The organism is Pseudomonas sp. 9_2_1, assembly GCF_059295275.1.
The window spans coordinates 5,757,382-5,778,960 of the sequence record NZ_CM181239.1 but is presented as its reverse complement, the minus strand read 5'-3'; the positions used below and the strand labels follow the sequence as shown (position 1 = coordinate 5,778,960).

Sequence of the window (21,579 nt, the reverse complement as noted above, 5' to 3'; positions counted from 1 at the left end):
GAATACTGGGCTTTCAGGGGGATTTGGCCGGATGTTGAGGGGGTTTGTGCCTTCGGGAGGTGCAGTGGGCACAGGATCGGTGCATTGGGGCGGTGTCTGGTTTTGCGCCACAAACGCATTCGCGGGTGAACCCGCTCCCACAGGTACAGCACAAGCCTCTAGGTCGGTGCAGTATCTGTAGGAGCGGGTTCACCCGCGAATGCGTCAGTTCAGGTGGTCAAGGATTAATGGTCTTCACCCTCCTCATCATCCCCACCCGCCACATTCATTCCCAGTTCCTTGATCTTGCGCGTCAGGGTATTGCGTCCCCACCCCAGCAACAGTGCGGCATCCCGGCGCCGCCCGGCGGTGTGCTTGAGCGCCGTCTCGATCATGATCCGCTCAAAGCTCGGTACCGCGCTGTCCAGCAGGTTGGTCTGCCCACGGGCCAGCGCCTGGTCAGCCCATTGGCGCAGGGCCTGCTCCCAGTTGGTCACCGGCGCGGCGTCCTGCGGCAGGTTCAGCAGCTCGGGCGGCAGGTCACCGATCAGCACTTCGCGGCTGGAGGCCATCACGGTGATCCACCGGCAGGTGTTCTCCATCTGCCGCACGTTACCCGGCCATGGCAGGTTACGGATGAACTCTTCGGTCTCCGGCTTCAGGACCTTTGGCTCGACGGCCAGCTCCTGGGCCGCGCGGGCCAGGAAGTGGCGTGCAAGGGTGGGAATGTCTTCGCGGCGGTCGGCCAGGCGCGGAATGTGAATGCGGATCACGTTCAGGCGGTGGAACAAGTCCTCGCGAAACTTGCCAGCCTGCACCAGCGACTCCAGGTTCTGGTGGGTAGCGGCGATGATGCGCACATCGACCTTGACCGGCACGTGGCCGCCCACCCGGTAGAACTCGCCATCGGCCAACACCCGCAGCAGGCGGGTCTGGGTGTCGGCGGGCATGTCGCCAATCTCGTCAAGGAACAGCGTACCGCCGTCCGCTTGTTCGAAACGGCCGCGGCGCAGGTTGGCCGCCCCGGTGAAGGCGCCCTTTTCATGGCCGAACAGCTCGGACTCCATCAAGTCCTTGGGGATGGCCGCCATGTTCAGGGCAATGAACGGCGATGCTGCGCGCGGGCTGTGGCGGTGCAGGGCGTGGGCGACCAGCTCTTTACCGGTACCCGACTCACCGTTGATCAGCACAGTGATGTTGGAATGGCTGAGGCGGCCAATGGCGCGGAACACCTCCTGCATCGCCGGTGCTTCACCGATGATCTCCGGGGTGCGTGCCAGGTTCTGCGGCACATCCAGCCCTTGTTGCTCCTGCGCATGCTGGTTGGCGCGTTTGACCAGCGAGACAGCCTCGTCCACATCAAACGGCTTGGGCAGGTATTCGAAGGCACCGCCCTGGTACGACGCCACAGCGCTGTCCAGGTCTGAATGCGCGGTCATGATGATGACCGGTAGGCGCGGGTGCTGCTCGCGGATCTGCGCCAGCAAGTCCAGGCCGCTGGCGCCGGGCATGCGGATGTCGGAAATGATCACGTCCGGCTGCTGGCGTGCCAGGCGCCCCATCACACCGTCTGCGCTGTCGAAGCTCTGGGTGGTCATGCCTTCCTGTTGCAGGGCTTTTTCCAGGACCCAGCGGATGGAACGATCATCGTCGACGATCCATACGGTTTCACTTCGGCTCATGAGGCGGTGGCTCCTTGTTCCAGGGGCAGGTAGATCGAGAAGGCGGTGTGGCCGGCATGGCTTTCACACTCGATCAGGCCCTGGTGCTGGCTGATGATGTTCTGGGTAATGGCCAGGCCCAGCCCGGTACCGTCCGGGCGGCCGCTGACCATGGGATAGAAGAGGGTGTCCTGCAGTTCCGAGGGAATGCCCGGGCCGTTGTCGATGATCTCCACCCTTGCCACCAGGCGATGACGCACATGGCCGATGGTGAACTGGCGCAGGGCGCGGCTGCGCAGAGTGATGCGGCCCAGGCGCAGCTCATTCTGCGAGCTGATGGCCTGCATGGCGTTGCGCACGATGTTGAGTACGGCCTGGATCATCTGCTCACTGTCGATCAGTACATCGGGCAGGCTCGGGTCATAATCGCGCACCAAAGTGATGCAGCCCTGGCTTTCGGCCTCGACCAGGCTGCAGACCCGTTCCAGCACCTCATGAATATTGGTCATTGCCAGCGATGGCAGCTTGTTCGAGCCGAGCATGCGGTCGACCAGGTTGCGCAGGCGGTCGGCCTCTTCGATGATCACATTGGTGTAGTCGCGCAGGCCGTCTTCGGGCAGCTCGCGCGCCAATAACTGTGCGGCGCCGCGAATGCCGCCGAGCGGGTTCTTGATCTCATGGGCCAGGCCGCGCACCAGCATCTTGGTGGTTTCCTGCTTGCTCAGCTGGGCCTCTTCCTTGGTGATGCGCAGCAACCGGTCACGTGGGTGCACCTCCAGCAGCAGCAGGGTCTGGCCCTGGTGCAGGATGGGCGTGACGGCGTAATCGACGGTAATGGTCTGCCCGGTCAGCGATGTCAGTTGCGCTTCGCGCTTGGTGAAGGGGTGCGCCTGCTCCACCGCCTGGCGCAGCGAGCTGAGCGCTTCGGTCGATTCAGTGAACAGTTCGCTGATGAACTGGCCATGGCTGCGTTGGCCGCTAACGGCCAGCAGCATTTCTGCGGCCGGGTTCATGTACTCCAGGCGCAGATCCGCATTGAGCAGCAGCGTGGCGGTGGTCAGGTTGTCCAGAAGCAGACGGTGCTGTGCATCGCTGATGGTCATATGGCGTCGGTGACCTCTTTTGGCGCTTGCCTGGCACTCCTTTGGCAAGGGCCGGGCGCAGGTTGGATCCGCTGGTGCGAATTCTTGTACAAGAAAATGCAAGAAACAAACCAAAGCTCCGAAAAGAAGCGGGATTTAACGAGAAAGGCCTGGATCTGCGCGATATCGGATCAAAAACTCTGGATGAAACGTTTCATCTGAACCAGTTTGGCGAGCAAATGGGAGCACGGAGCAAAAATGTGCACCAAGATAGAGCATAGCGTGGCTGGTAAAGGTTTTTGTGGGAGCAGAAACGAAAACGGCCTCCCGAGGGAGGCCGTCTGGATCATGTCATCGGCGCCAGGCGCCGATCAGATCAGCAGCTGTAGTACAGCTCGTATTCCAGCGGGTGCACGAAGGTACGGACCTTGATCTCTTCTTCGCTCTTCAGCTCGATGAAGGCATCGATGAAGTCGTCGGAGAACACGCCGCCTTTGGTCAGGAACGCACGGCCTTTGTCCAGCTCTTCCAGGGCTTCTTTCAGGCTGCCGCATACTTGCGGAATGTCCTTGGCCTCTTCCGGTGGCAGGTCGTACAGGTTCTTGTCGGCAGCATCGCCTGGGTGGATCTTGTTCTGGATGCCGTCCAGGCCAGCCATCAGCAGGGCCGCGAAGGCCAGGTACGGGTTGGCCGATGGGTCCGGGAAACGTGCTTCGATACGGCGGGCTTTCGGGCTGCCGACGTAAGGAATACGGATCGAGGCGGAACGGTTGCGAGCCGAGTAGGCCAGCATTACCGGGGCTTCGAAGCCTGGGACCAGACGCTTGTAGGAGTTGGTCGACGGGTTGGTGAAGCCGTTCAGGGCTTTGCCGTGCTTGATGATGCCGCCGATGAAGTACAGGGCGGTGTCGGACAGGCCGGCATAGCCTTCACCCGAGAAGGTGTTCTTGCCTTCTTTCCAGATCGACATGTGCACGTGCATGCCCGAGCCGTTGTCGCCGTACAGTGGCTTCGGCATGAAGGTGGCGGTACGGCCGTAGGCGTCGGCAACGTTGTGCACGACGTACTTCAGGGCCTGTACTTCGTCAGCCTTCTTCACCAGGGTGTTGAATTTGACGCCGATTTCGTTCTGGCCGGCAGTCGCCACTTCGTGGTGGTGAACTTCGACGATCTGGCCCATTTCTTCCAGTGCGTTGCACATGGCAGTACGGATTTCGTGGTCGTGGTCGAACGGCGGAACCGGGAAGTAGCCGCCTTTCACGCCTGGACGGTGGCCTTTGTTGCCGCCTTCCACGTCAGCACCGGTCATCCACGAGCCTTGCTCGGAGAAGATCTTGAACATCGAGCCGGAGATGTCGGAATGGAACTTCACTTCGTCGAAGATGAAGAACTCAGGCTCAGGGCCTGCGAATACGGTGTCACCGATACCGGTGCTCTTCAGGTACTCTTCGGCACGCTTGGCGATCGCACGTGGGTCGCGGTCGTAGCCCTGCATGCTCGATGGGTCGACGATGTCACAGGTGATGATCAGGGTCGGCTCTTCGGTGAACGGGTCCAGCACGGCAGTGTCGTCGACCGGCATCAGGATCATGTCGGAGGCTTCGATGCCTTTCCAGCCAGCGATGGAGGAGCCGTCGAACATCTTGCCGACTTCGAAGAAGTCTTCGTCCAGGGCGTCACGCGACGGCATGGTCACGTGGTGCTGAATGCCTTTGGTGTCCGTGAAACGCAGATCAATCCACTTGACGTCATGATCTTTGATGAGTTGAACCGACTTCGACATGTTGTCCTCCGGAGGGTCTAGAGCGCGGTGGGCCGCTGCCCTGGAAAAAGGGTGTTGCCAGGCGCGGATAGTCGGCCAAGCTTACCTGCCTCACAAGGGAGCAAATTGCATGCCAGTGCCCGAAAATGGCGAGGTAGGGATAAAAGGAGGCGTTTGCGGGCATTTGAAGGTTGGGTGAGCCTGAAAAATGCACCCTAAAGATGCGAATTCTGCAGGCTGCGCACCAATATTGTGCATTGGTTGTTTGATGTGTTTTCTTGAGGGCCTCATCGCCGGCAAGCCAGCTCCCACAGGTAGGGCGCAGCTCTTGATACCTGTGGAGGGCCTGTAGGAGCTGGCTTGCCGGCGATGAGGCCGGTGCAGGTAATATAAATCCGACCTTCTGTACAAAAGTTGGTCAAATCCTGAGCAATTTCCGATATAATTCGCGCCCCTCATTTTCGGCAGGCCCTGCGCGCACTGTTAACCAATGAAACTTATCGTCAAAGTCTTCCCAGAAATCACCATCAAGAGCCGGCCGGTGCGCAAGCGCTTCATCCGCCAGCTCGCCAAGAACATCCGCAACGTGCTCAAGGATCTGGATCCCGAGCTCGCGGTCGATGGTGTCTGGGACAATCTCGAGGTGGTCACCCGCGTCGAAGACGAAAAGGTTCAGCGCGAGATCATCGAACGCCTCACCTGCACCCCGGGTATCACCCACTTCCTGCAGGTAGAAGAGTACCCGCTGGGTGACTTCGACGACATCGTCGCCAAGTGCAAGCAGCACTTCGGCCACCTGCTGGCCGGCAAGCACTTTGCCGTACGTTGCAAGCGCGGCGGCCACCATGACTTCACTTCGATGGACGTCGACCGTTACGTCGGCAGCCAGTTGCGCCAGCAGTGCGGCGCCGCCGGCATCGAGCTGAAGAACCCGGAAGTGCTGGTGCGCATCGAAATTCGCAACCAGCGCCTGTACGTGATTCACAATCAGCACAACGGCATTGGCGGCTATCCGCTGGGCGCCCTGGAGCAGACCCTGGTGCTGATGTCCGGTGGTTTCGACTCTACCGTGGCGGCCTACCAGATGATGCGCCGCGGCCTGATGACCCACTTCTGCTTCTTCAACCTCGGCGGCCGTGCCCACGAGCTGGGTGTGATGGAAGTGGCCCACTATCTGTGGAAGAAGTACGGCAGCAGCCAGCGCGTGCTGTTCATCAGCGTGCCGTTCGAAGAAGTGGTCGGCGAGATTCTCAACAAGGTCGACAACAGCTACATGGGCGTGACCCTCAAGCGCATGATGCTGCGCGGCGCTGCCCACATGGCCGACCGCCTGCAGATCGAGGCGCTGGTCACCGGCGAGGCGATTTCCCAGGTGTCCAGCCAGACGCTGCCGAACCTGTCGATCATCGACTCGGCCACCGACAAGCTGGTGCTGCGCCCGCTGCTGGCCAGCCACAAGCAGGACATCATCGACCAGGCGACCGAAATCGGCACCGCCGACTTCGCCAAGCACATGCCGGAATACTGCGGCGTGATCTCGGTGAACCCGACCACCCATGCCAAGCGTCACCGCATGGAGCACGAAGAAAAGCAGTTCGACATGGCCGTGCTGGAGCGCGCCCTGGAACGCGCCAAGTTCATTTCCATCGACCACGTGATCGATGAACTGGGCAAGGACATCGAAATCGAGGAAGTGGCCGAGGCGTTGCCAGGCCAGATCGTCATCGATATTCGTCACCCCGATGCCCAGGACGACGAGCCTCTGGTGCTGGAAGGTGTCGAAATACAGGCCATGCCGTTCTATGCGATCAACAGCAAGTTCAAGCACCTGGACCCTACGCGCCAGTACTTGCTGTATTGCGACAAGGGTGTGATGAGCCGTTTGCACGCACACCACCTGCTCAGTGAGGGACATGCCAATGTGCGTGTTTATCGTCCGACATAAGATGCCAGGGCTGTATGGCGGCAGCATCCGCCATCGCCCTCCCGACCGCCGGGCCCGCTGAGCCTTATACCTTACATATTGGTCGCCTAGACTAGGCGGCAACCGAATCCTCTGATCGAGATACACTTGTGATCGAAAATCTGCGTAACATCGCCATCATCGCCCACGTTGACCATGGTAAAACCACCCTGGTCGACAAACTCCTGCGTCAGTCCGGCACCCTGGAGCGTAACGAGCTCAACGACGAGCGCGTCATGGACTCCAACGATCAGGAAAAAGAGCGCGGTATTACCATTCTGGCGAAGAACACCGCCATTAACTGGAACGGCTACCACATCAACATCGTCGACACCCCCGGCCACGCCGACTTCGGTGGCGAGGTTGAGCGTGTAATGTCGATGGTCGACTCCGTGCTGCTGCTGGTCGACGCCCAGGACGGCCCGATGCCGCAAACCCGCTTCGTGACCAAGAAGGCCTTCGAAGCCGGCCTGAAGCCGATCGTGGTAATCAACAAGGTTGACCGCCCGGGCGCGCGTCCTGACTGGGTTCTGGACCAGATCTTCGACCTGTTCGACAACCTCGGCGCCACCGACGAGCAGCTGGACTTCAAAGTGGTCTACGCCTCGGCCCTGAACGGCATTGCCGGTCTGGACCACGCCGAAATGGGCGAAGACATGACTGCCCTGTACCAGGCTGTCATCGACCACGTTCCAGCGCCAGCTGTTGACCGTGACGGCCCGTTCCAGATGCAGATCTCGGCACTGGACTACAACAGCTTCCTGGGTGTTATCGGCGTTGGCCGTATTGCCCGTGGTCGCATCAAGCCGAACACCCCGGTTGTTGCCATCGACGCCGACGGCAAGAAGCGTAACGGCCGTATCCTCAAGCTGATGGGTCACCACGGTCTGCACCGCGTCGACGTCGAAGAAGCCCAGGCTGGCGACATCGTCTGCATCAGCGGTTTCGACGAGCTGTTCATCTCCGACACCCTGTGCGACCCGACTGCCGTTGAGGCGATGAAGCCGCTGACCGTTGACGAGCCTACCGTTTCGATGACCTTCCAGGTCAACGACTCGCCGTTCTGCGGCAAGGAAGGCAAGTTCGTCACCAGCCGTAACATCAAGGACCGTCTGGACAAGGAGCTGCTGTACAACGTTGCCCTGCGCGTTGAAGAAACCGACTCCCCAGACAAGTTCAAGGTTTCGGGCCGTGGTGAGCTGCACCTGTCGGTTCTGATCGAAACCATGCGTCGCGAAGGCTTCGAGCTGGCCCTGGGCCGTCCTGAAGTGATCATCCGCGAAGTGGACGGCGTGAAGCAGGAACCGTTCGAAAACGTCACCATCGACATCCCTGAAGAAGCCCAGGGCAAGGTCATGGAAGAGATGGGTCTGCGTAAAGGCGACCTGACCAACATGGTCCCGGATGGCAAGGGCCGTGTACGCCTGGAATACAACATCCCGGCGCGTGGTCTGATCGGTTTCCGTAACCAGTTCCTGACCCTGACCAACGGTGCAGGCATCCTGACTTCGATCTTCGATCGCTACGACACCGTCAAGTCCGGCCACATGTCCGGCCGTCAGAACGGCGTACTGGTTTCGGTCGAAACCGGCAAGGCGCTGACCTACTCGCTGGAAACCCTGCAGGCGCGTGGCAAGCTGTTCGTCGAGCACGGTCAGGAAATCTACAACGGTCAGATCATCGGCCAGAACAGCCGTGACAACGACCTGGGCGTCAACCCTACCAAGGGTAAGAAGCTCGACAACATGCGTGCTTCGGGCAAAGACGAAGTCATCGCCCTGGTTCCGCCTGTTCGCTTCACCCTGGAACAGGCTCTGGAATACATCCAGGAAGACGAGCTGTGCGAAGTAACGCCGAAGTCCATCCGTCTTCGCAAGAAGATCTTGGACGAAAGCGAGCGTACCCGCGCTGCCAAGAAAGCCAAGAACAGCTAAGTTAGTTCTGGCTGAATGAAAACGCCCCCGGTCGAATGGCCGGGGGCGTTTTTTTTTGGTATTACGATCACCTAAAGTTCCATTTCAGGTGTATCAGATTTCCGGAAAATACTACCCCGTGAGTGCGTGTTTCCATGTGCTCGGGTGTTTGATTGTTCTTTAGTCTCCTGTCTCTCTAATTTGTATGATAGTGGGAGGCTGAATATGTCTGAAGTGATTGTCGGTAAAGATATTTGCATTATTGATGACGGTTTTACCGATGACGAGCATACGCAAATTTTGCAGCTCCTTACTGATTCGGTGTGGCGATATGGCTGGCCTTATCCTTATTCGCCGCTTGAGCGCCCTTGCTGGCACAGTTTCATAGCAGGCTCTCGCAGAGACAAGATGGAAGATTGCGAGCAGGAACTGCGTGAGCGCTCGGACTGGGGTTTCTTGGCGGATATATGGGCGCGAATCAAAGCCGTTCATATGCCATCAGCAGTATTGCTGGGTGTCTACGCGAACGGACAAACCGCCAGTCAGGATGGACCTATACATCGGGATAATACCGCAGAGGCGCCGGGACGAACTGTCATGCTGTTCTGTAGTGAACATTGGGCCACTTGCTGGGGAGGCGAGTTAATGTTCTACGACGCTGGTAGGGAGACCATCATTATGTCGGTACAGCCCAAGCCAAGAAGGGTTGTCGTCTTCAATGGCGAGGTACCGCACGCCGCACGGGCGCCCGCAGCAAGCTGTAACCGTCTGCGTATGAGTATCGCCTTCAAGACGATGATAAAGGAGTGATAGCAGATGGCTAGAACAGTCGAAATAATCCTGGGCTATGTCGAAGCACCCGTCGCGGTGGGGGCGGGTTCGACCTCCATATTGGATCAGTACAATAGCGACAAGTCTGGTTATGCGTTGGTCAATCAGAGTGCCCAAACAGGTGCGGCGGTGGCAGGCGTCACGCAAATTGTAAAGCTGACGGCGGGGTTTACACCTTTTCTGAACATAAAGACGAATACGCTGGCGGCAACTACAGTGCTTCTAAAGATTACAGCGGAGTACCAGACGAACCAGAAATTTGAAGAGGGTGATGTCTTAAGTCTGATTGGAAATGTTGCTGGGATTGTCGGAGGGATTACCTTACTGGCGGGTGCCGGCCCAACTGCGCTGGTATTTACAGCTGTAGGTGTGGGTGCTAATGCGTGGGGGGTTTTTAACTCTGATGTGGCGAAGAAATTGTATCATTCTGCAATTATCCCTGTTTTGGAAAAATATTTTGTTGCAGATACAAAAGCAGTGTTTCCAGACTACTGGGTTGCACCGGACTTGACACTTGCTTCTCTTGATCAAATAATTGCGAGCTACTCAGGTGGCATTGCGGTGAGTCAGTGGAATCCTGACACTCATGACGTTTCGCTTGGCAGTAATTCAATTTACATGTATGGAGTAGACTCGGGAAGTGGTGGTGGATACATAGAGTGCGACAGTGGAGGGAGTCAGGTCATTCCGCTGCCTGTCTCCGGTTGGGGTATTGGCGTCGGCCCTATAGAGTTCCCAGAGTGGAATATTGATATTGGCCCTATACAAATTATCGAGCCTGGCGGTAGTAATTGGGGTGTTGACAGGTATCACTGAAGCGCAGCAGTGCTGCATTGTTTCGGCGAGGCATAAGGAGGGGTTTGTGTATTCAACGTCCGAGTTTGTCAAGATATACAGAGCCTCCACTCCGTTGAAGCAGATTCAATTACTTTTAATTATGATGTTTACGGTGCTGCCATTTGCAGCGCTGTATTGCAGTGACTTAAAAGTATACAAAGCTCCTGATTTCTCCAGATTGACGTTTGTTGAAGGGCGTGTATCGGGCTACCCGGATACTTGGGAGCATAATCGTTCGATCATGTATTTTGCAGTTGCATACACGCTGGATGGAGTACGGTATGGTAAACGGACCTACACGTATCCGGCGTTGTACAAGGAGTCAGGGCTGCGGATAAACAAGAAGGTATTCTTGACGGTGGAGCGCCTGGACGACGGTAGCCAAGTGCGTGAACTGGTCACCTTGGATGGCCGTGTCCTTTTCGATGATCGATTTCATCAGCAAGTCGTCGCTTGGAACAATCAATCGATAAAGTTCAAGGTGGCATTAATAGGTCTGATGTCATTCGGGCTCGCTGTCGCAGCTTTGATCGTAGCTGTACGTCATCGGGGCAAGCTTTTTCAGGCTGGTTGAGCTCAGGATTGTTTCAAGCAGAAACACGACGCCCCCGGTCGATTGGCCGGGGGCATTTTTGTATACCAGCAGGATTTGTGCTGTCGGTGCTTGCCTCTTCGCGGGTGAACCCGCTCCCACAGGTATTGCATAGGCTCTGAACACTCCAGGGGGCTGTTCGGGTTCACCGGCGAAGCGGCCAGATCAGGCTGACGATCAGCGCCCAACCACCTTTGGCTTGTAGGCACAATACCCCGGCCGCGGCCCGACCTTGGGATGGTTGCGGCAGGTATCCGGGCGCTTGTCATAAATGGTGCACAGCCGGCTTTTACGATCCAGGTACATGCAGTCATCGTTGCTCATCCGGGTCAGGGTGAAGATGCCCGACTTCTGGTTGAAGCGTTCGATGATGCCTTCCTTCTGCAGGCGTTTTGCCACATTCTTCGGCGGCTCGTCTTTCTCGAACTCGTCGACCACACCAATGCGGATCAGATCCTTGATCTTCACCTCCACCGGCAGGGTGCAGCAGGTTGAATGGCAGCCGCCACACATGTGGCTGGCATAGCGCTGCCAAGTCTCCAGGCGGTCGACTTCGGCGGCGGCAATCAGGGTCGTTTTCATTTTAATAGAGGGCTGTCTTGGGGCGCGCGATCATACCGGAATTGTTCAATTTATGAACAACCTTTTGACCGAATGCGCAAAGGCGCATGAAAACCACGAACCCAGGCCTACGCTCCCTGTCGAAGCGACTAGGCTGAACAATCTCCCTCCGCTTTCGTCAACTTGCCCGAGGATGCCGCATGTCCCAGGAACCTAAAGCACGTGACGCAGAAGTCGCGGACTTTCGTGCTGCTGTACTGAACAAGCTGACCTACGCGGTCGGCAAGGACCCGGAGCACGCTTTCGACCATGACTGGTTCGAAGCCATTGCCCTGGCGGCGCGCGATCACATGGTCGAGCACTGGATGGACCACACCCGCCGGGCCTATCGGCGCAGCCAGAAGCGGGTCTACTACCTTTCTCTGGAATTTCTCATCGGCCGGCTGCTGTATGACAGCCTGAGCAACCTGGGCCTGCTGGACATCGCTCGCGATGCCCTGGAAGGCCTGGACGTGGACCTTGAGCGCATCCGTCTGCTTGAACCCGACGCGGCGCTGGGCAACGGCGGCCTCGGTCGTTTGGCAGCGTGCTTCATGGAGAGCATGTCGACCCTGGGCATCGCTGCCCACGGTTACGGTATTCGCTACGAACACGGCCTGTTCCGCCAGGCGGTTGTCGATGGCTGGCAACAGGAACAGACCGAGAACTGGCTGGACTTCGGCAACCCCTGGGAGTTCGAGCGTGCCGAAGTGATCTACCCGATCAGCTTCGGCGGCAGCGTCGAAACGCTCACCGACGCCCACGGGCAGCAGCGTCAGGTGTGGTCGCCGGGCGAGACGGTGCGGGCGGTGGCCTATGACACGCCAGTGGTCGGCTGGCGCGGGTCCAGCGTCAACACCTTGCGCCTGTGGCGGGCGCGGGCGCTGGAGGAGTTGCACCTGGAGCGCTTCAATGCCGGTGACCACTTGGGCGCCGTGGCCGAAGTGGCGCGGGCAGAAAGCATTTCGCGGGTGCTGTACCCGGCAGACAGCACCGAAGCCGGCCAGGAGTTGCGCCTGCGCCAGGAGTACTTTTTTGTCTCGGCATCGCTGCAAGACTTGCTGCGCCGGCACCTGAACATGCATGACAGCCTGCTCAACCTGCCCGATGCGGCAGCCATCCAGCTCAACGACACGCACCCGTCGATCGCCGTGGCCGAGTTGATGCGCCTGCTGGTCGACCAGCATGAAATCCCGTGGGACAAAGCCTGGGAGCTGACCGTCGGAACCTTGGCCTACACCAACCACACGCTGTTGCCTGAAGCCCTGGAAACCTGGCCGGTGGCACTGATGGAGCGCATGCTGCCGCGGCACATGCAGATCATCTACCTGATCAACGCCTACCATATCGACAGCCTGCGAGCCAAAGGCCTGCACGACTTCGATGTACTTCGGGCAGTGTCGCTGATCGAGGAAGACAATGGCCGTCGGGTACGCATGGGCAACCTGGCATTCCTCGGCTCGCACAGTGTCAACGGTGTGTCGGCGCTGCACAGCCAGTTGATGAAGAGCACGGTGTTCTCCGAGTTGCACAAGCTCTACCCGCAGCGTATCAACAACAAGACCAACGGCATCACTTTCCGCCGCTGGTTGTACCAGTCCAATCCACAGCTGACCGAGATGCTGGTCGAGGCACTGGGGCCAGAGCTGAAGGACGACCCAGAGGGTCGCCTGGCCAGCCTGGTGCCATTTGCCGACAAGGCCGGGTTCCGCAAGCAGTTCGCCGCCCAGCGGCTGCACAGCAAGCGAGCCCTGGCCGGCATCATCCAGGACCGCATCGGCGTCACGGTCAACCCCGAGGCGTTGTTCGACGTGCAGGTCAAGCGCATTCACGAGTACAAGCGCCAGCTGCTCAACCTGCTGCACACCGTGGCGCTGTACCAGGCCATGCGCAACGACCCGGGCACCAACTGGGTGCCTCGGGTGAAAATCTTCGCCGGCAAGGCCGCCGCCAGTTATCACCAGGCCAAGTTGATCATCAAGCTGACCAACGACATCGCCCGTGTAGTGAACAATGACCCGACCGTGCGTGGTCTGCTGAAAGTGGTGTTCCTGCCCAACTACAACGTCAGCCTGGCCGAAAGCATCATCCCGGCGGCAGACCTCTCCGAGCAGATTTCCACCGCCGGTTATGAAGCCTCCGGTACCAGCAACATGAAGTTCGGCCTCAACGGCGCGCTGACCATCGGTACCCTGGATGGCGCCAACGTGGAGATGTGCGAGCATGTCGGCGCCGATAACATGTTTATCTTCGGGCTCACTGCGCAGCAGGTCGAAGCGCGCCGACGCGCCGGGGATTTCGGTGCGAGCGCAGCCATTGCGGCGTCCAGCCGGCTGGGTGACGTGCTGCAGGCAATTCGTAGCGGCGTGTTCTCGCCAGACGACCCGTCGCGCTATACCGGGTTGATCGACGGGCTGGTGGCTTACGATCGCTTCCTGGTATGTGCCGACTTCGATGCCTACTGGGACGCCCAACGGCGGGTCGAGGAGCTGTGGCACACACCGCAGGAGTGGTGGCGCATGGCGGTGTTGAACACCGCGCGGATGGGCTGGTTTTCGTCGGACCGGACCATTCGCGAGTATGCGACCGAGATCTGGAAGGCACTGGATTGAGGTGAGGCCCTTCGCGGGCACGCCCGCTCCCACAGGTACAGCGCAAGCCTCGAGGCTAGCGAGATACCTGTGGGAGCGGGCGTGCCCGCGAAGGGGCCATCAACCAGACCACCGGCCTGGCGCACGCTGAACTACCGACCTATTGTGCCGTCAGAGAGCCGTGGCGAGTCTCATCACTCGCTAGCCTGCAACTCTCCCTGTAAACTGCGGGGGTTTTTCATCCCCCAATCCGTTCGGAGCCATACATGTCCCGCGTTACCCTGAGTCGCTATCTGATTGAGCAGACCCGCAGCAACAATACCCCTGCCGATCTGCGCTTCCTGATCGAAGTGGTGGCGCGTGCGTGCAAGGAAATCAGCCATCACGTGTCCAAAGGCGCCCTCGGCGGTGTGCTGGGCAGCATGGGCACTGAAAACGTGCAGGGCGAAGTCCAGAAGAAACTGGACGTGATCTCCAACGATATCCTGCTGGAAGCCAACGAGTGGGGCGGCCACCTGGCCGGCATGGCCTCCGAAGAAATGGACAACGCCTACCAGATCCCGGGCAAGTACCCGAAAGGCGCCTACCTGCTGGTATTCGACCCGCTGGACGGTTCGTCGAACATCGACGTCAACGTCTCGGTCGGCACCATCTTCTCTGTCCTGCGTTGCCCTAACCAGTACCTGAGCCAGAACGAAAGCCTCAACGAAGAAGCCTTCCTGCAGCCAGGCACCGAGCAGGTCGCCGCCGGTTACGCCATCTACGGCCCGCAGACCATGCTGATCCTGACCCTGGGCAACGGCGTCAAGGGCTTCACCCTGGACCGCGAACTGGGCAGCTTCGTCCTGACCCACGAGAACATCCAGGTACCGGCAACCACCGCCGAGTTCGCCATCAACATGTCCAACCAGCGTCACTGGGAAGCCCCGGTACAACGCTACGTGGGCGAACTGCTGGCTGGCGAGACCGGCCCGCTGAAAAAGAACTACAACATGCGCTGGATCGCTTCGATGGTGGCCGATGTGCACCGCATCCTCACCCGTGGCGGCCTGTTCATGTACCCACGTGACGCCCGCGAGCCGAGCAAGCCGGGCAAACTGCGCCTTATGTACGAAGCCAACCCGATGTCGTTCATCATCGAGCAGGCCGGCGGCGCTTCCACCAACGGTTACGATCGCATCCTCGACATCAAGCCAGAAAGCCTGCACCAGCGTGTGTCGGTGATTCTCGGCTCGAAGGAAGAGGTCGAGCGCGTCACTGCGTATCACAAGGAGTAAACCATGCTCGCACCTTGGCAGCCGTTGCTGGAGTGGTGGTTCGGTTGGGGCACCAGTGCCCAGGCTGTGGCTGACGAGAAGAGCACGCTGTGGTTCGGCAAGCATCATGATGCCGAAGCCCAGGCAGTGTTTGGCGAGCTGGTCGAGCACGCCCTGGCGGGCGGCCTCGACGAGTGGCAACAGAGCCCGCAGGGCTGGCTTGGCCTGCTGATCCTGCTGGACCAGCTGCCGCGCATGATCTACCGCGACACGCCGCGCGCCTTCGAGGGCGACCGGCGTGCCCAGGTGGTGGCCATGCAGGGCCTGCAGAAGGGCTGGGACTATCAGCTGCTGCCGATTCAGCGTGTGTTCGTGCTGCTGGTGCTGGAGCACGCCGAGGTGCTCGACTGGCAGAACCTGTGTGTCGAGCGCTACCAGCTACTGCTGGATGAACAGCCCGAGGCCAACCGCCGGTTGTTCGAAGGCTTCCTCGACTATGCCGAGCAGCATCAGCGGGTGATTGCCCGGTTCGGGCGCTTCCCGCACCGCAACCTGATGCTGGAGCGGCCGAGCACCAGCGAAGAGATGGACTTTCTGCTGGAGCCCGGGTCCAGGTTCTGAAGCCTCCGGGGCCTGCCAAGCAGGCCATTGCGATCGGTACTTCGTCACGAGAAGGCCGCCCCTCACAGGGGCGGCTTTTTTTATTGGCATGGCTAATCCTTTGTGATTAGTCATGCCGTAGTGGCCATCCGACAAATGGTGCAGAGGCAAAGAGGGTAGGTCAGGGAACCCGGGAGGGATTTTCCCGTCGAAGGTCACTGCAGGCCACTCGCCTGTTACCCTTCTTCAGGAGTGTCCTTCATGTCGTTGCGTTCCCTCGCCCTGTTGTCGCTGTGCGTCGTCCTGACTGCCTGCAGCAAGATCAACCAGGAAAACTATTCCAGGATCAAGGCCGGTATGAACAAGGCCGAGGTCGAACAGCTGCTCGGCACGCCGACCGAGTGTTCGGGCGCGTTGGGCATGAGCAGCTGCACCTGGGGGGACGAGAAGAGCTTCATCAGCGTGCAGTACGCGGCTGACAAGGTGCTGATGTATTCAGGGCAGGGCCTCAAATGAGGCCTTTGTACCTGCTGATGGGGGTATGCCTGGCGTTGCTGCTGGGCGGTTGTGCAGGCTCGGTGCACGACCCGCTGGCGCCGAAAACCGCCGGCAATGTCGACCTCAAGCGCTACCAGGGCAAATGGTACGAGCTGGCGCGCCTGCCCATGCGCTACCAGGCCGACTGCGAGCAGTCCGAGGCGCACTACAACCTCAAGCCCGACGGTTCCTATGGTGTGCTGAACCGCTGCCGCACCATGGGGGATGAGTGGCTGCGCGCCGAAGGCCATGCCAGCATTCAGGAGCCGGGGCATACCGACAAGCTGTGGGTAGAGTTCGACAACTGGTTCACCAAGCTGGTGCCAGGGGTGGCCAGGGGCGAGTACTGGATCCTGTATGTAGACGACCGCTACCGTACCGCCATCGTTGGCAGCCCGGACCGCAAGTACCTGTGGATCTTGTCGCGGACGCCGTCGCTGGCGGCTTGGGAGCGCGAGAGCCTGTTGTCCAAGGCGCGGCAGCAAGGCTATGACACCAGTCGACTGATCTGGCGCGCGTCCGATCAGCAAATCGTAAAAATGCACTGATTTTCTGGGGCTGCAAAGCAGCCCCAGTAAACCTAACCCAAAAGCTGCCGCAACACCTCGGCAAACGCCCGCGCGCTGTGCTCTTCCTGCGCATGCCGCCCCTGGCGCACCACCCACTTCCCGTTCACCATCACATCGCGCAGCTGGCGATCGCCACCGGCAAACAGCCAGCGGTTGAGAATGGCATCGCCATCTGCCAGGGCGATGTAAGGGTCCTGCCCATCAAGCACCAGCCAGTCGGCACGCTTGCCCACTGCCAGCTCGCCAATCGCCTGCCCCAGTGCCTGCGCACCGCCTGCCAGTGCGGCGTCATACAGCGTGCGCCCGACCATCGGCTGGTCGCCGCGATACAGCCGGTTGCGCCGCTGGTCGCGCAGCCGCTGGCCATATTCCAGCCAGCGCAGCTCCTCGACCACGCTCAGCGACACATGGCTGTCCGAGCCAATACCCATACGCCCACCCTGGGCCAGGAAGTCCACTGCCGGGAATATCCCGTCACCCAGGTTGGCTTCGGTGGTCAGGCACAGGCCGGCCACTGCACCGCTGCGGGCCATCGCGGTGACCTCATCCGGCTGGGCATGGGTGGCATGCACCAGGCACCAGCGGGGGTCTACGTCCACATGCTCGTACAGCCACTGCAACGGGCGCAGTCCGCTCCAGGCCAGGCAGTCGTCGACTTCTTTCTGCTGCTCGGCGATATGGATATGCACCGGGCATTGCTTGTCGCTGGCGGCCAGCACCTCGGCGATCTGCGCAGGGGTCACCGCCCGTAGCGAATGGAAGCACAGGCCCAGGTGTTGCGCCGGCTGCGCGGCCAGCAGCGGGCCGAGTTGTGCCTGCAGTTGCAAGTACTGGTCGGTCGCGTTGATGAAGCGCCGCTGCCCGTCGTTCGGTGCCTGCCCGCCAAAACCGGCATGGCTGTACAACACCGGCAGCAGGGTCAGGCCGATGCCGCTGTCGGCTGCAGCCGCGCTGATCCTGAGCGAGAGTTCGGCAGGGTCGGCGTAAGGCTTGCCGGCCTGGTCATGGTGAACGTAGTGGAATTCGGCCACCGAGGTGTAACCGGCCTTGAGCATCTCGATATACAACTGGCGAGCGATCACCTGCAGTTGCTGCGGGCTTATCTGCCCGACCAGGCGGTACATCAGGTCGCGCCAGGTCCAGAAACTGTCGTTGGGGTTGCCGGCAACTTCCGCCAGGCCCGCCATGGCGCGCTGGAACGCATGCGAATGCAGATTGGGCATGCCCGGCAGCAACGGGCCGCCCAGGCGTTCGGCGCCTTCAGCCGAAGCCCCTGGCTGGATGCTGGCTACATTGCCATCGCTGGCGACCTCGATGCGGACATGGCTGGCCCAGCCCGTAGGCAGCAGGGCGCGTTCGGCGAAGTAGGCGGACATCGGTGAAATCCTGTTATTGTTAACTTGTATATACATATACAGGCGTTTGCCTGCCGGGTAAACTGCGGCAAGCTACCGCTCATTCCATTTGCACAAGGATCCAACGCCGTGCCGACACCTCCTGTCTCCGCGCTGGTTGCCCAGATGGGCGAGGGCCCGGCGCCGCTCTACGCCCGGGTCAAACAGATGATCATCCAGCAGATCGACAACGGCAGCTGGCCACCGCATCACCGGGTACCTTCGGAGAGCGAACTGGTCAACCAGCTGGGCTTCAGCCGCATGACCATCAACCGTGCCCTGCGCGAACTCACCGCCGACGGCCTGCTGGTGCGCATGCAGGGGGTGGGCACCTTCGTGGCCGAGCCCAAGGGCCGTTCGGCGCTGTTCGAGGTCAACAACATCGCCGACGAAATTGCCGCGCGAGGCCATCAGCATAGCTGCCAGGTGATCACCCTTGCCGAGGAAGCGGCCGGCTCCGAGCGGGCCCTGGCGCTGGACATGCGCGAAGGCCAGCGGGTATTCCACTCGTTGATCGTGCATTTCGAGAACGGTGTTCCGGTGCAGATCGAAGACCGCTACGTCAACGCGGTCATCGCCCCCGAGTACCTCAAGCAGGACTTCACCCGGCAGACCCCTTACGCCTATCTGTCCCAGGTAGCGCCGCTGACCGAGGGCGAGCACGTGGTGGAGGCGATCCTGGCCGAGCCGGAAGAGTGCCGCCTGCTGCAGATCGAGCGGGGCGAGCCTTGCCTGTTGATTCGCCGGCGTACCTGGTCCGGCCGCCAGCCGGTGACGGCTGCCCGGCTGATCCACCCCGGTTCCCGTCATCGCCTCGAAGGACGTTTCAGCAAATGAGCCAGTTGCAGTTGTTGCGTGCGCAGGATTACCCGCGCATGCCGTGGAAGAACGGTGGTGGTTTCACCGAGGAAATCACCCGCGACAGTGGCGAAGGCCTGGACGGCTTTGGCTGGCGCCTGTCGATTGCCGATATCGAGGAATCGGGCGGCTTCTCCACGTTTGCCGGTTATCAGCGGATCATCACCGTGTTGCAAGGGGATGGCATGCGCCTGCAGGTCGACGGTGAGGCCAGCCGGCCATTGCTGCCGTTCGATGCTTTTGCCTTCGGTGGTGAAAGCCAGGTGAGTTGCAAGCTGCTGGGTGGGGCGATTCGCGATTTCAACCTGATCTATGCGCCGCAGCGTTACACGGCGCGGTTGCAGTGGCTGGATGGTACCAGTCGGGTGTATAGCTCGGCTTCGACGGTGCTGTTGTTTGCAGCCAGTGGCTTGGTCGAGGTGGCTATGGCGGGGGGAGATGTGCAGCAGTTGGGTTTGTATGACTGCCTGCGGCTGGAGAGCAACGACGGGTTGTTGGGGCTGAATGTGCAGGGACGGTGCTGCCTGATCGAACTGATGCCGCGCTGACATCTGGTTAGCCAGTAAGGGGCTGCTGCGCAGCCCAATCGCCGGCAAGCCAGCTCCCACAGGTACGCCGCTGCTTTCAAGGCTAATGCGTACGGGTGGGAGCTGGCGTGCGGCGATTGGGTTCGCGCAGCGGCCCCTTGTTTTGCGAACCATTCAGCGGGCCGGTCCGATTATTTTGGTTGTCCATGCTTGTACATACAAGTAAAGGTGTGTTTGTATATCAACCACGACACACCTGCCCGCGAACGACCGCAGAGGACCTTTCCCGTGACCGACAACAACAAATACCGTGACGTTGAAATCCGTGCCCCACGTGGCAACAAGCTGACCGCCAAAAGCTGGCTGACTGAAGCGCCACTGCGCATGCTGATGAACAACCTCGACCCGCAGGTCGCGGAAAACCCCAAGGAACTGGTGGTATACGGCGGTATCGGCCGCGCCGCGCGCAACTGGGCGTGCTACGACAAGATCGTCGAAACCCTGACCCGCCTGGAAGACGACGAAACCCTGCTGGTGCAATCCGGCAAGCCGGTCGGCGTGTTCAAGACCCACAGCAATGCCCCGCGCGTACTGATCGCCAACTCCAACCTGGTGCCGCACTGGGCCAACTGGGAACACTTCAACGAACTGGACGCCAAGGGCCTGGCCATGTACGGCCAGATGACCGCCGGCAGCTGGATCTACATCGGCAGCCAGGGCATCGTCCAGGGTACCTATGAAACCTTCGTCGAAGCCGGCCGCCAGCACTACGGTGGCAGCCTGAAAGGCAAGTGGGTGCTCACCGCCGGCCTTGGCGGCATGGGTGGCGCCCAGCCACTGGCCGCCACCCTGGCTGGCGCCTGCTCGCTGAACATCGAGTGCCAGCAGAGCCGCATCGACTTCCGCCTGGAAACCCGCTATGTCGACGAGCAGGCTACCGACCTTGACGACGCCCTGGCGCGCATCGGCAAATACACCGCCGAAGGCAAGGCCATCTCCATCGCCCTGCACGGTAACGCCGCCGAAATCCTGCCAGAGCTGGTCAAGCGTGGCGTGCGCCCGGACATGGTCACCGACCAGACCAGCGCCCACGATCCGCTGAACGGCTACCTGCCCGCCGGCTGGACCTGGGAACAGTACCGCGACCGCGCACAGACCGAGCCTGCAGCAGTGGTAAAGGCCGCCAAGCAGTCGATGGCGGTGCACGTACAGGCCATGCTGGACTTCCAGAAGCAAGGCATCCCGACCTTCGACTACGGCAACAACATCCGCCAGATGGCAAAGGAAGAAGGCGTGGCCAATGCCTTCGACTTCCCGGGTTTCGTGCCCGCCTATATCCGCCCGCTGTTCTGCCGTGGCATCGGCCCGTTCCGCTGGGCGGCGCTGTCCGGTGAAGCCGAGGACATCTACAAGACCGACGCCAAGGTCAAGGAGCTGATCCCCGACGACGCCCACCTGCACCGCTGGCTGGACATGGCCCGCGAGCGCATCAGCTTCCAGGGCCTGCCGGCGCGTATCTGCTGGGTTGGCCTGGGCCTGCGCGCCAAGCTGGGCCTGGCGTTCAACGAAATGGTGCGCAGCGGCGAACTGTCGGCGCCGGTAGTGATCGGTCGCGACCACCTGGACTCTGGTTCGGTGTCCAGCCCCAACCGCGAAACCGAAGCCATGCGCGACGGCTCCGATGCGGTTTCCGACTGGCCGCTGCTCAACGCCCTGCTCAACACTGCTGGCGGCGCCACCTGGGTTTCGCTGCACCACGGCGGTGGCGTGGGCATGGGCTTCTCCCAGCACTCGGGCATGGTCATCGTCTGCGACGGTACCGATGAGGCCGCCGAGCGTATCGCCCGCGTGCTGACCAACGACCCGGGCACTGGCGTAATGCGCCACGCCGATGCCGGTTACGACATCGCCATCGACTGCGCCAAGGAGCAGGGCCTGGACCTGCCGATGATCACCGGCTGATAGCCGCGCTTTGGATCGCACCCCGCAAGGGGTGATACTGAACAACAAGAAGGAGCGCGCAGGCA

At 60.5% G+C, this 21,579-nt stretch carries 18 protein-coding genes; 13 read left to right on the top strand and 5 right to left on the bottom strand.

The genetic code is table 11. The features are described 5' to 3' along the window. Positions 1–224 precede the first annotated feature (224 nt). The 3 genes from ntrC to glnA form a co-directional block, all read right to left on the bottom strand. A complete protein-coding gene (gene ntrC, locus AC5O5I_RS26205) occupies positions 225–1,661 on the bottom strand; it encodes a nitrogen regulation protein NR(I) (protein ID WP_172233324.1) in 1,437 nt (478 codons plus the stop codon). Further along, positions 1,658–2,743 (bottom strand): nitrogen regulation protein NR(II), encoded by a 1,086-nt coding sequence (glnL, locus tag AC5O5I_RS26200; protein ID WP_172286635.1) that lies wholly within the window; start codon positions 2,741–2,743, stop codon positions 1,658–1,660. The genes ntrC and glnL overlap by 4 nt, the downstream gene beginning before the upstream one ends. 355 nt (positions 2,744–3,098) lie before the next feature. After that, positions 3,099–4,505, bottom strand: coding sequence for a type I glutamate--ammonia ligase (glnA, locus tag AC5O5I_RS26195; RefSeq protein ID WP_172227188.1), 1,407 nt, complete (start codon positions 4,503–4,505; stop codon positions 3,099–3,101). Between the two features lie 469 nt (positions 4,506–4,974). Here glnA and thiI point away from each other — a divergent pair, with 469 nt between their 5' ends. From thiI to AC5O5I_RS26170, 5 genes are all read left to right on the top strand, one after another. Continuing rightward, positions 4,975–6,429, top strand: coding sequence for a tRNA uracil 4-sulfurtransferase ThiI (gene thiI / locus AC5O5I_RS26190; protein ID WP_494511786.1), 1,455 nt, complete (start codon positions 4,975–4,977; stop codon positions 6,427–6,429). Between the two features lie 128 nt (positions 6,430–6,557). Next, positions 6,558–8,381, top strand: coding sequence for a translational GTPase TypA (gene typA / locus AC5O5I_RS26185; RefSeq protein ID WP_172227184.1), 1,824 nt, complete (start codon positions 6,558–6,560; stop codon positions 8,379–8,381). Between the two features lie 204 nt (positions 8,382–8,585). Next, a complete protein-coding gene (locus tag AC5O5I_RS26180) occupies positions 8,586–9,170 on the top strand; it encodes a 2OG-Fe(II) oxygenase (RefSeq protein ID WP_494511785.1) in 585 nt (194 codons plus the stop codon). A 6-nt stretch (positions 9,171–9,176) separates the two neighbouring features. Next, positions 9,177–10,007 (top strand): hypothetical protein, encoded by an 831-nt coding sequence (locus AC5O5I_RS26175; RefSeq protein WP_494511784.1) that lies wholly within the window; start codon positions 9,177–9,179, stop codon positions 10,005–10,007. 94 nt (positions 10,008–10,101) lie between these two features. Then, on the top strand, positions 10,102–10,602 hold the full coding sequence (locus AC5O5I_RS26170; RefSeq protein ID WP_494511783.1) for a hypothetical protein: 501 nt from the start codon (positions 10,102–10,104) through the stop codon (positions 10,600–10,602). Between the two features lie 195 nt (positions 10,603–10,797). Here AC5O5I_RS26170 and AC5O5I_RS26165 read toward each other — a convergent pair whose 3' ends face one another. Next, positions 10,798–11,202, bottom strand: a complete 405-nt coding sequence (locus AC5O5I_RS26165) for a YkgJ family cysteine cluster protein (RefSeq protein ID WP_016712459.1) — start codon at positions 11,200–11,202, stop codon at positions 10,798–10,800. A 179-nt stretch (positions 11,203–11,381) separates the two neighbouring features. Between AC5O5I_RS26165 and AC5O5I_RS26160 the strand changes: the two genes are divergently transcribed. From AC5O5I_RS26160 to AC5O5I_RS26140, 5 genes are all read left to right on the top strand, one after another. Beyond that, positions 11,382–13,832, top strand: coding sequence for a glycogen/starch/alpha-glucan phosphorylase (locus AC5O5I_RS26160; RefSeq protein WP_494511782.1), 2,451 nt, complete (start codon positions 11,382–11,384; stop codon positions 13,830–13,832). A 245-nt stretch (positions 13,833–14,077) separates the two neighbouring features. Continuing rightward, the gene (locus tag AC5O5I_RS26155; protein WP_012274595.1) at positions 14,078–15,088 is read left to right on the top strand and encodes a class 1 fructose-bisphosphatase; all 1,011 of its coding nucleotides are present in this window, start codon (positions 14,078–14,080) and stop codon (positions 15,086–15,088) included. A 3-nt stretch (positions 15,089–15,091) separates the two neighbouring features. Beyond that, positions 15,092–15,688 carry a DUF924 family protein gene (locus AC5O5I_RS26150; RefSeq protein ID WP_172287480.1) on the top strand — a complete coding sequence of 199 codons (597 nt, stop codon included), beginning with the start codon at positions 15,092–15,094 and terminating at the stop codon, positions 15,686–15,688. A 240-nt stretch (positions 15,689–15,928) separates the two neighbouring features. After that, the gene (gene bamE / locus AC5O5I_RS26145) at positions 15,929–16,183 is read left to right on the top strand and encodes an outer membrane protein assembly factor BamE domain-containing protein (RefSeq protein ID WP_043200628.1); all 255 of its coding nucleotides are present in this window, start codon (positions 15,929–15,931) and stop codon (positions 16,181–16,183) included. Beyond that, positions 16,180–16,752, top strand: coding sequence for a lipocalin family protein (locus AC5O5I_RS26140; protein ID WP_172231293.1), 573 nt, complete (start codon positions 16,180–16,182; stop codon positions 16,750–16,752). The genes bamE and AC5O5I_RS26140 overlap by 4 nt, the downstream gene beginning before the upstream one ends. 32 nt (positions 16,753–16,784) lie before the next feature. On the opposite strand, the gene AC5O5I_RS26135 is transcribed toward AC5O5I_RS26140, so the two are convergent. Continuing rightward, on the bottom strand, positions 16,785–18,149 hold the full coding sequence (locus tag AC5O5I_RS26135; protein ID WP_494511781.1) for a formimidoylglutamate deiminase: 1,365 nt from the start codon (positions 18,147–18,149) through the stop codon (positions 16,785–16,787). A gap of 144 nt (positions 18,150–18,293) precedes the next feature. Here AC5O5I_RS26135 and hutC point away from each other — a divergent pair, with 144 nt between their 5' ends. The 3 genes from hutC to hutU all read left to right on the top strand — a co-directional run bounded on the left by hutC (position 18,294) and on the right by hutU (position 21,514). Further along, positions 18,294–19,004: a histidine utilization transcriptional repressor HutC gene (gene hutC, locus AC5O5I_RS26130; protein WP_494512790.1), complete on the top strand. Its 711-nt coding sequence runs from the start codon at positions 18,294–18,296 to the stop codon at positions 19,002–19,004. Then, a complete protein-coding gene (locus AC5O5I_RS26125) occupies positions 19,001–19,573 on the top strand; it encodes a HutD/Ves family protein (protein WP_494511780.1) in 573 nt (190 codons plus the stop codon). Before hutC ends, AC5O5I_RS26125 begins: the two co-directional genes overlap by 4 nt. A gap of 267 nt (positions 19,574–19,840) precedes the next feature. Beyond that, complete coding sequence (hutU, locus tag AC5O5I_RS26120) at positions 19,841–21,514, top strand: urocanate hydratase (RefSeq protein ID WP_172285445.1); 1,674 nt, start codon at positions 19,841–19,843, stop codon at positions 21,512–21,514. The last annotated feature ends 65 nt before the right edge of the window (positions 21,515–21,579 follow it).

Coding starts and splice junctions, on each gene's coding strand:
- ntrC (WP_172233324.1), bottom strand. CDS start 1,661: ATGAGCCGAAGTGAAACCGTATGGATCGTCGACGATGATCGTTCCATC.
- glnL (WP_172286635.1), bottom strand. CDS start 2,743: ATGACCATCAGCGATGCACAGCACCGTCTGCTTCTGGACAACCTGACC.
- glnA (WP_172227188.1), bottom strand. CDS start 4,505: ATGTCGAAGTCGGTTCAACTCATCAAAGATCATGACGTCAAGTGGATT.
- thiI (WP_494511786.1), top strand. CDS start 4,975: ATGAAACTTATCGTCAAAGTCTTCCCAGAAATCACCATCAAGAGCCGG.
- AC5O5I_RS26180 (WP_494511785.1), top strand. CDS start 8,586: ATGTCTGAAGTGATTGTCGGTAAAGATATTTGCATTATTGATGACGGT.
- AC5O5I_RS26175 (WP_494511784.1), top strand. CDS start 9,177: ATGGCTAGAACAGTCGAAATAATCCTGGGCTATGTCGAAGCACCCGTC.
- AC5O5I_RS26165 (WP_016712459.1), bottom strand. CDS start 11,202: ATGAAAACGACCCTGATTGCCGCCGCCGAAGTCGACCGCCTGGAGACT.
- AC5O5I_RS26160 (WP_494511782.1), top strand. CDS start 11,382: ATGTCCCAGGAACCTAAAGCACGTGACGCAGAAGTCGCGGACTTTCGT.
- AC5O5I_RS26155 (WP_012274595.1), top strand. CDS start 14,078: ATGTCCCGCGTTACCCTGAGTCGCTATCTGATTGAGCAGACCCGCAGC.
- AC5O5I_RS26150 (WP_172287480.1), top strand. CDS start 15,092: ATGCTCGCACCTTGGCAGCCGTTGCTGGAGTGGTGGTTCGGTTGGGGC.
- bamE (WP_043200628.1), top strand. CDS start 15,929: ATGTCGTTGCGTTCCCTCGCCCTGTTGTCGCTGTGCGTCGTCCTGACT.
- AC5O5I_RS26140 (WP_172231293.1), top strand. CDS start 16,180: ATGAGGCCTTTGTACCTGCTGATGGGGGTATGCCTGGCGTTGCTGCTG.
- AC5O5I_RS26135 (WP_494511781.1), bottom strand. CDS start 18,149: ATGTCCGCCTACTTCGCCGAACGCGCCCTGCTGCCTACGGGCTGGGCC.
- hutC (WP_494512790.1), top strand. CDS start 18,294: ATGGGCGAGGGCCCGGCGCCGCTCTACGCCCGGGTCAAACAGATGATC.
- AC5O5I_RS26125 (WP_494511780.1), top strand. CDS start 19,001: ATGAGCCAGTTGCAGTTGTTGCGTGCGCAGGATTACCCGCGCATGCCG.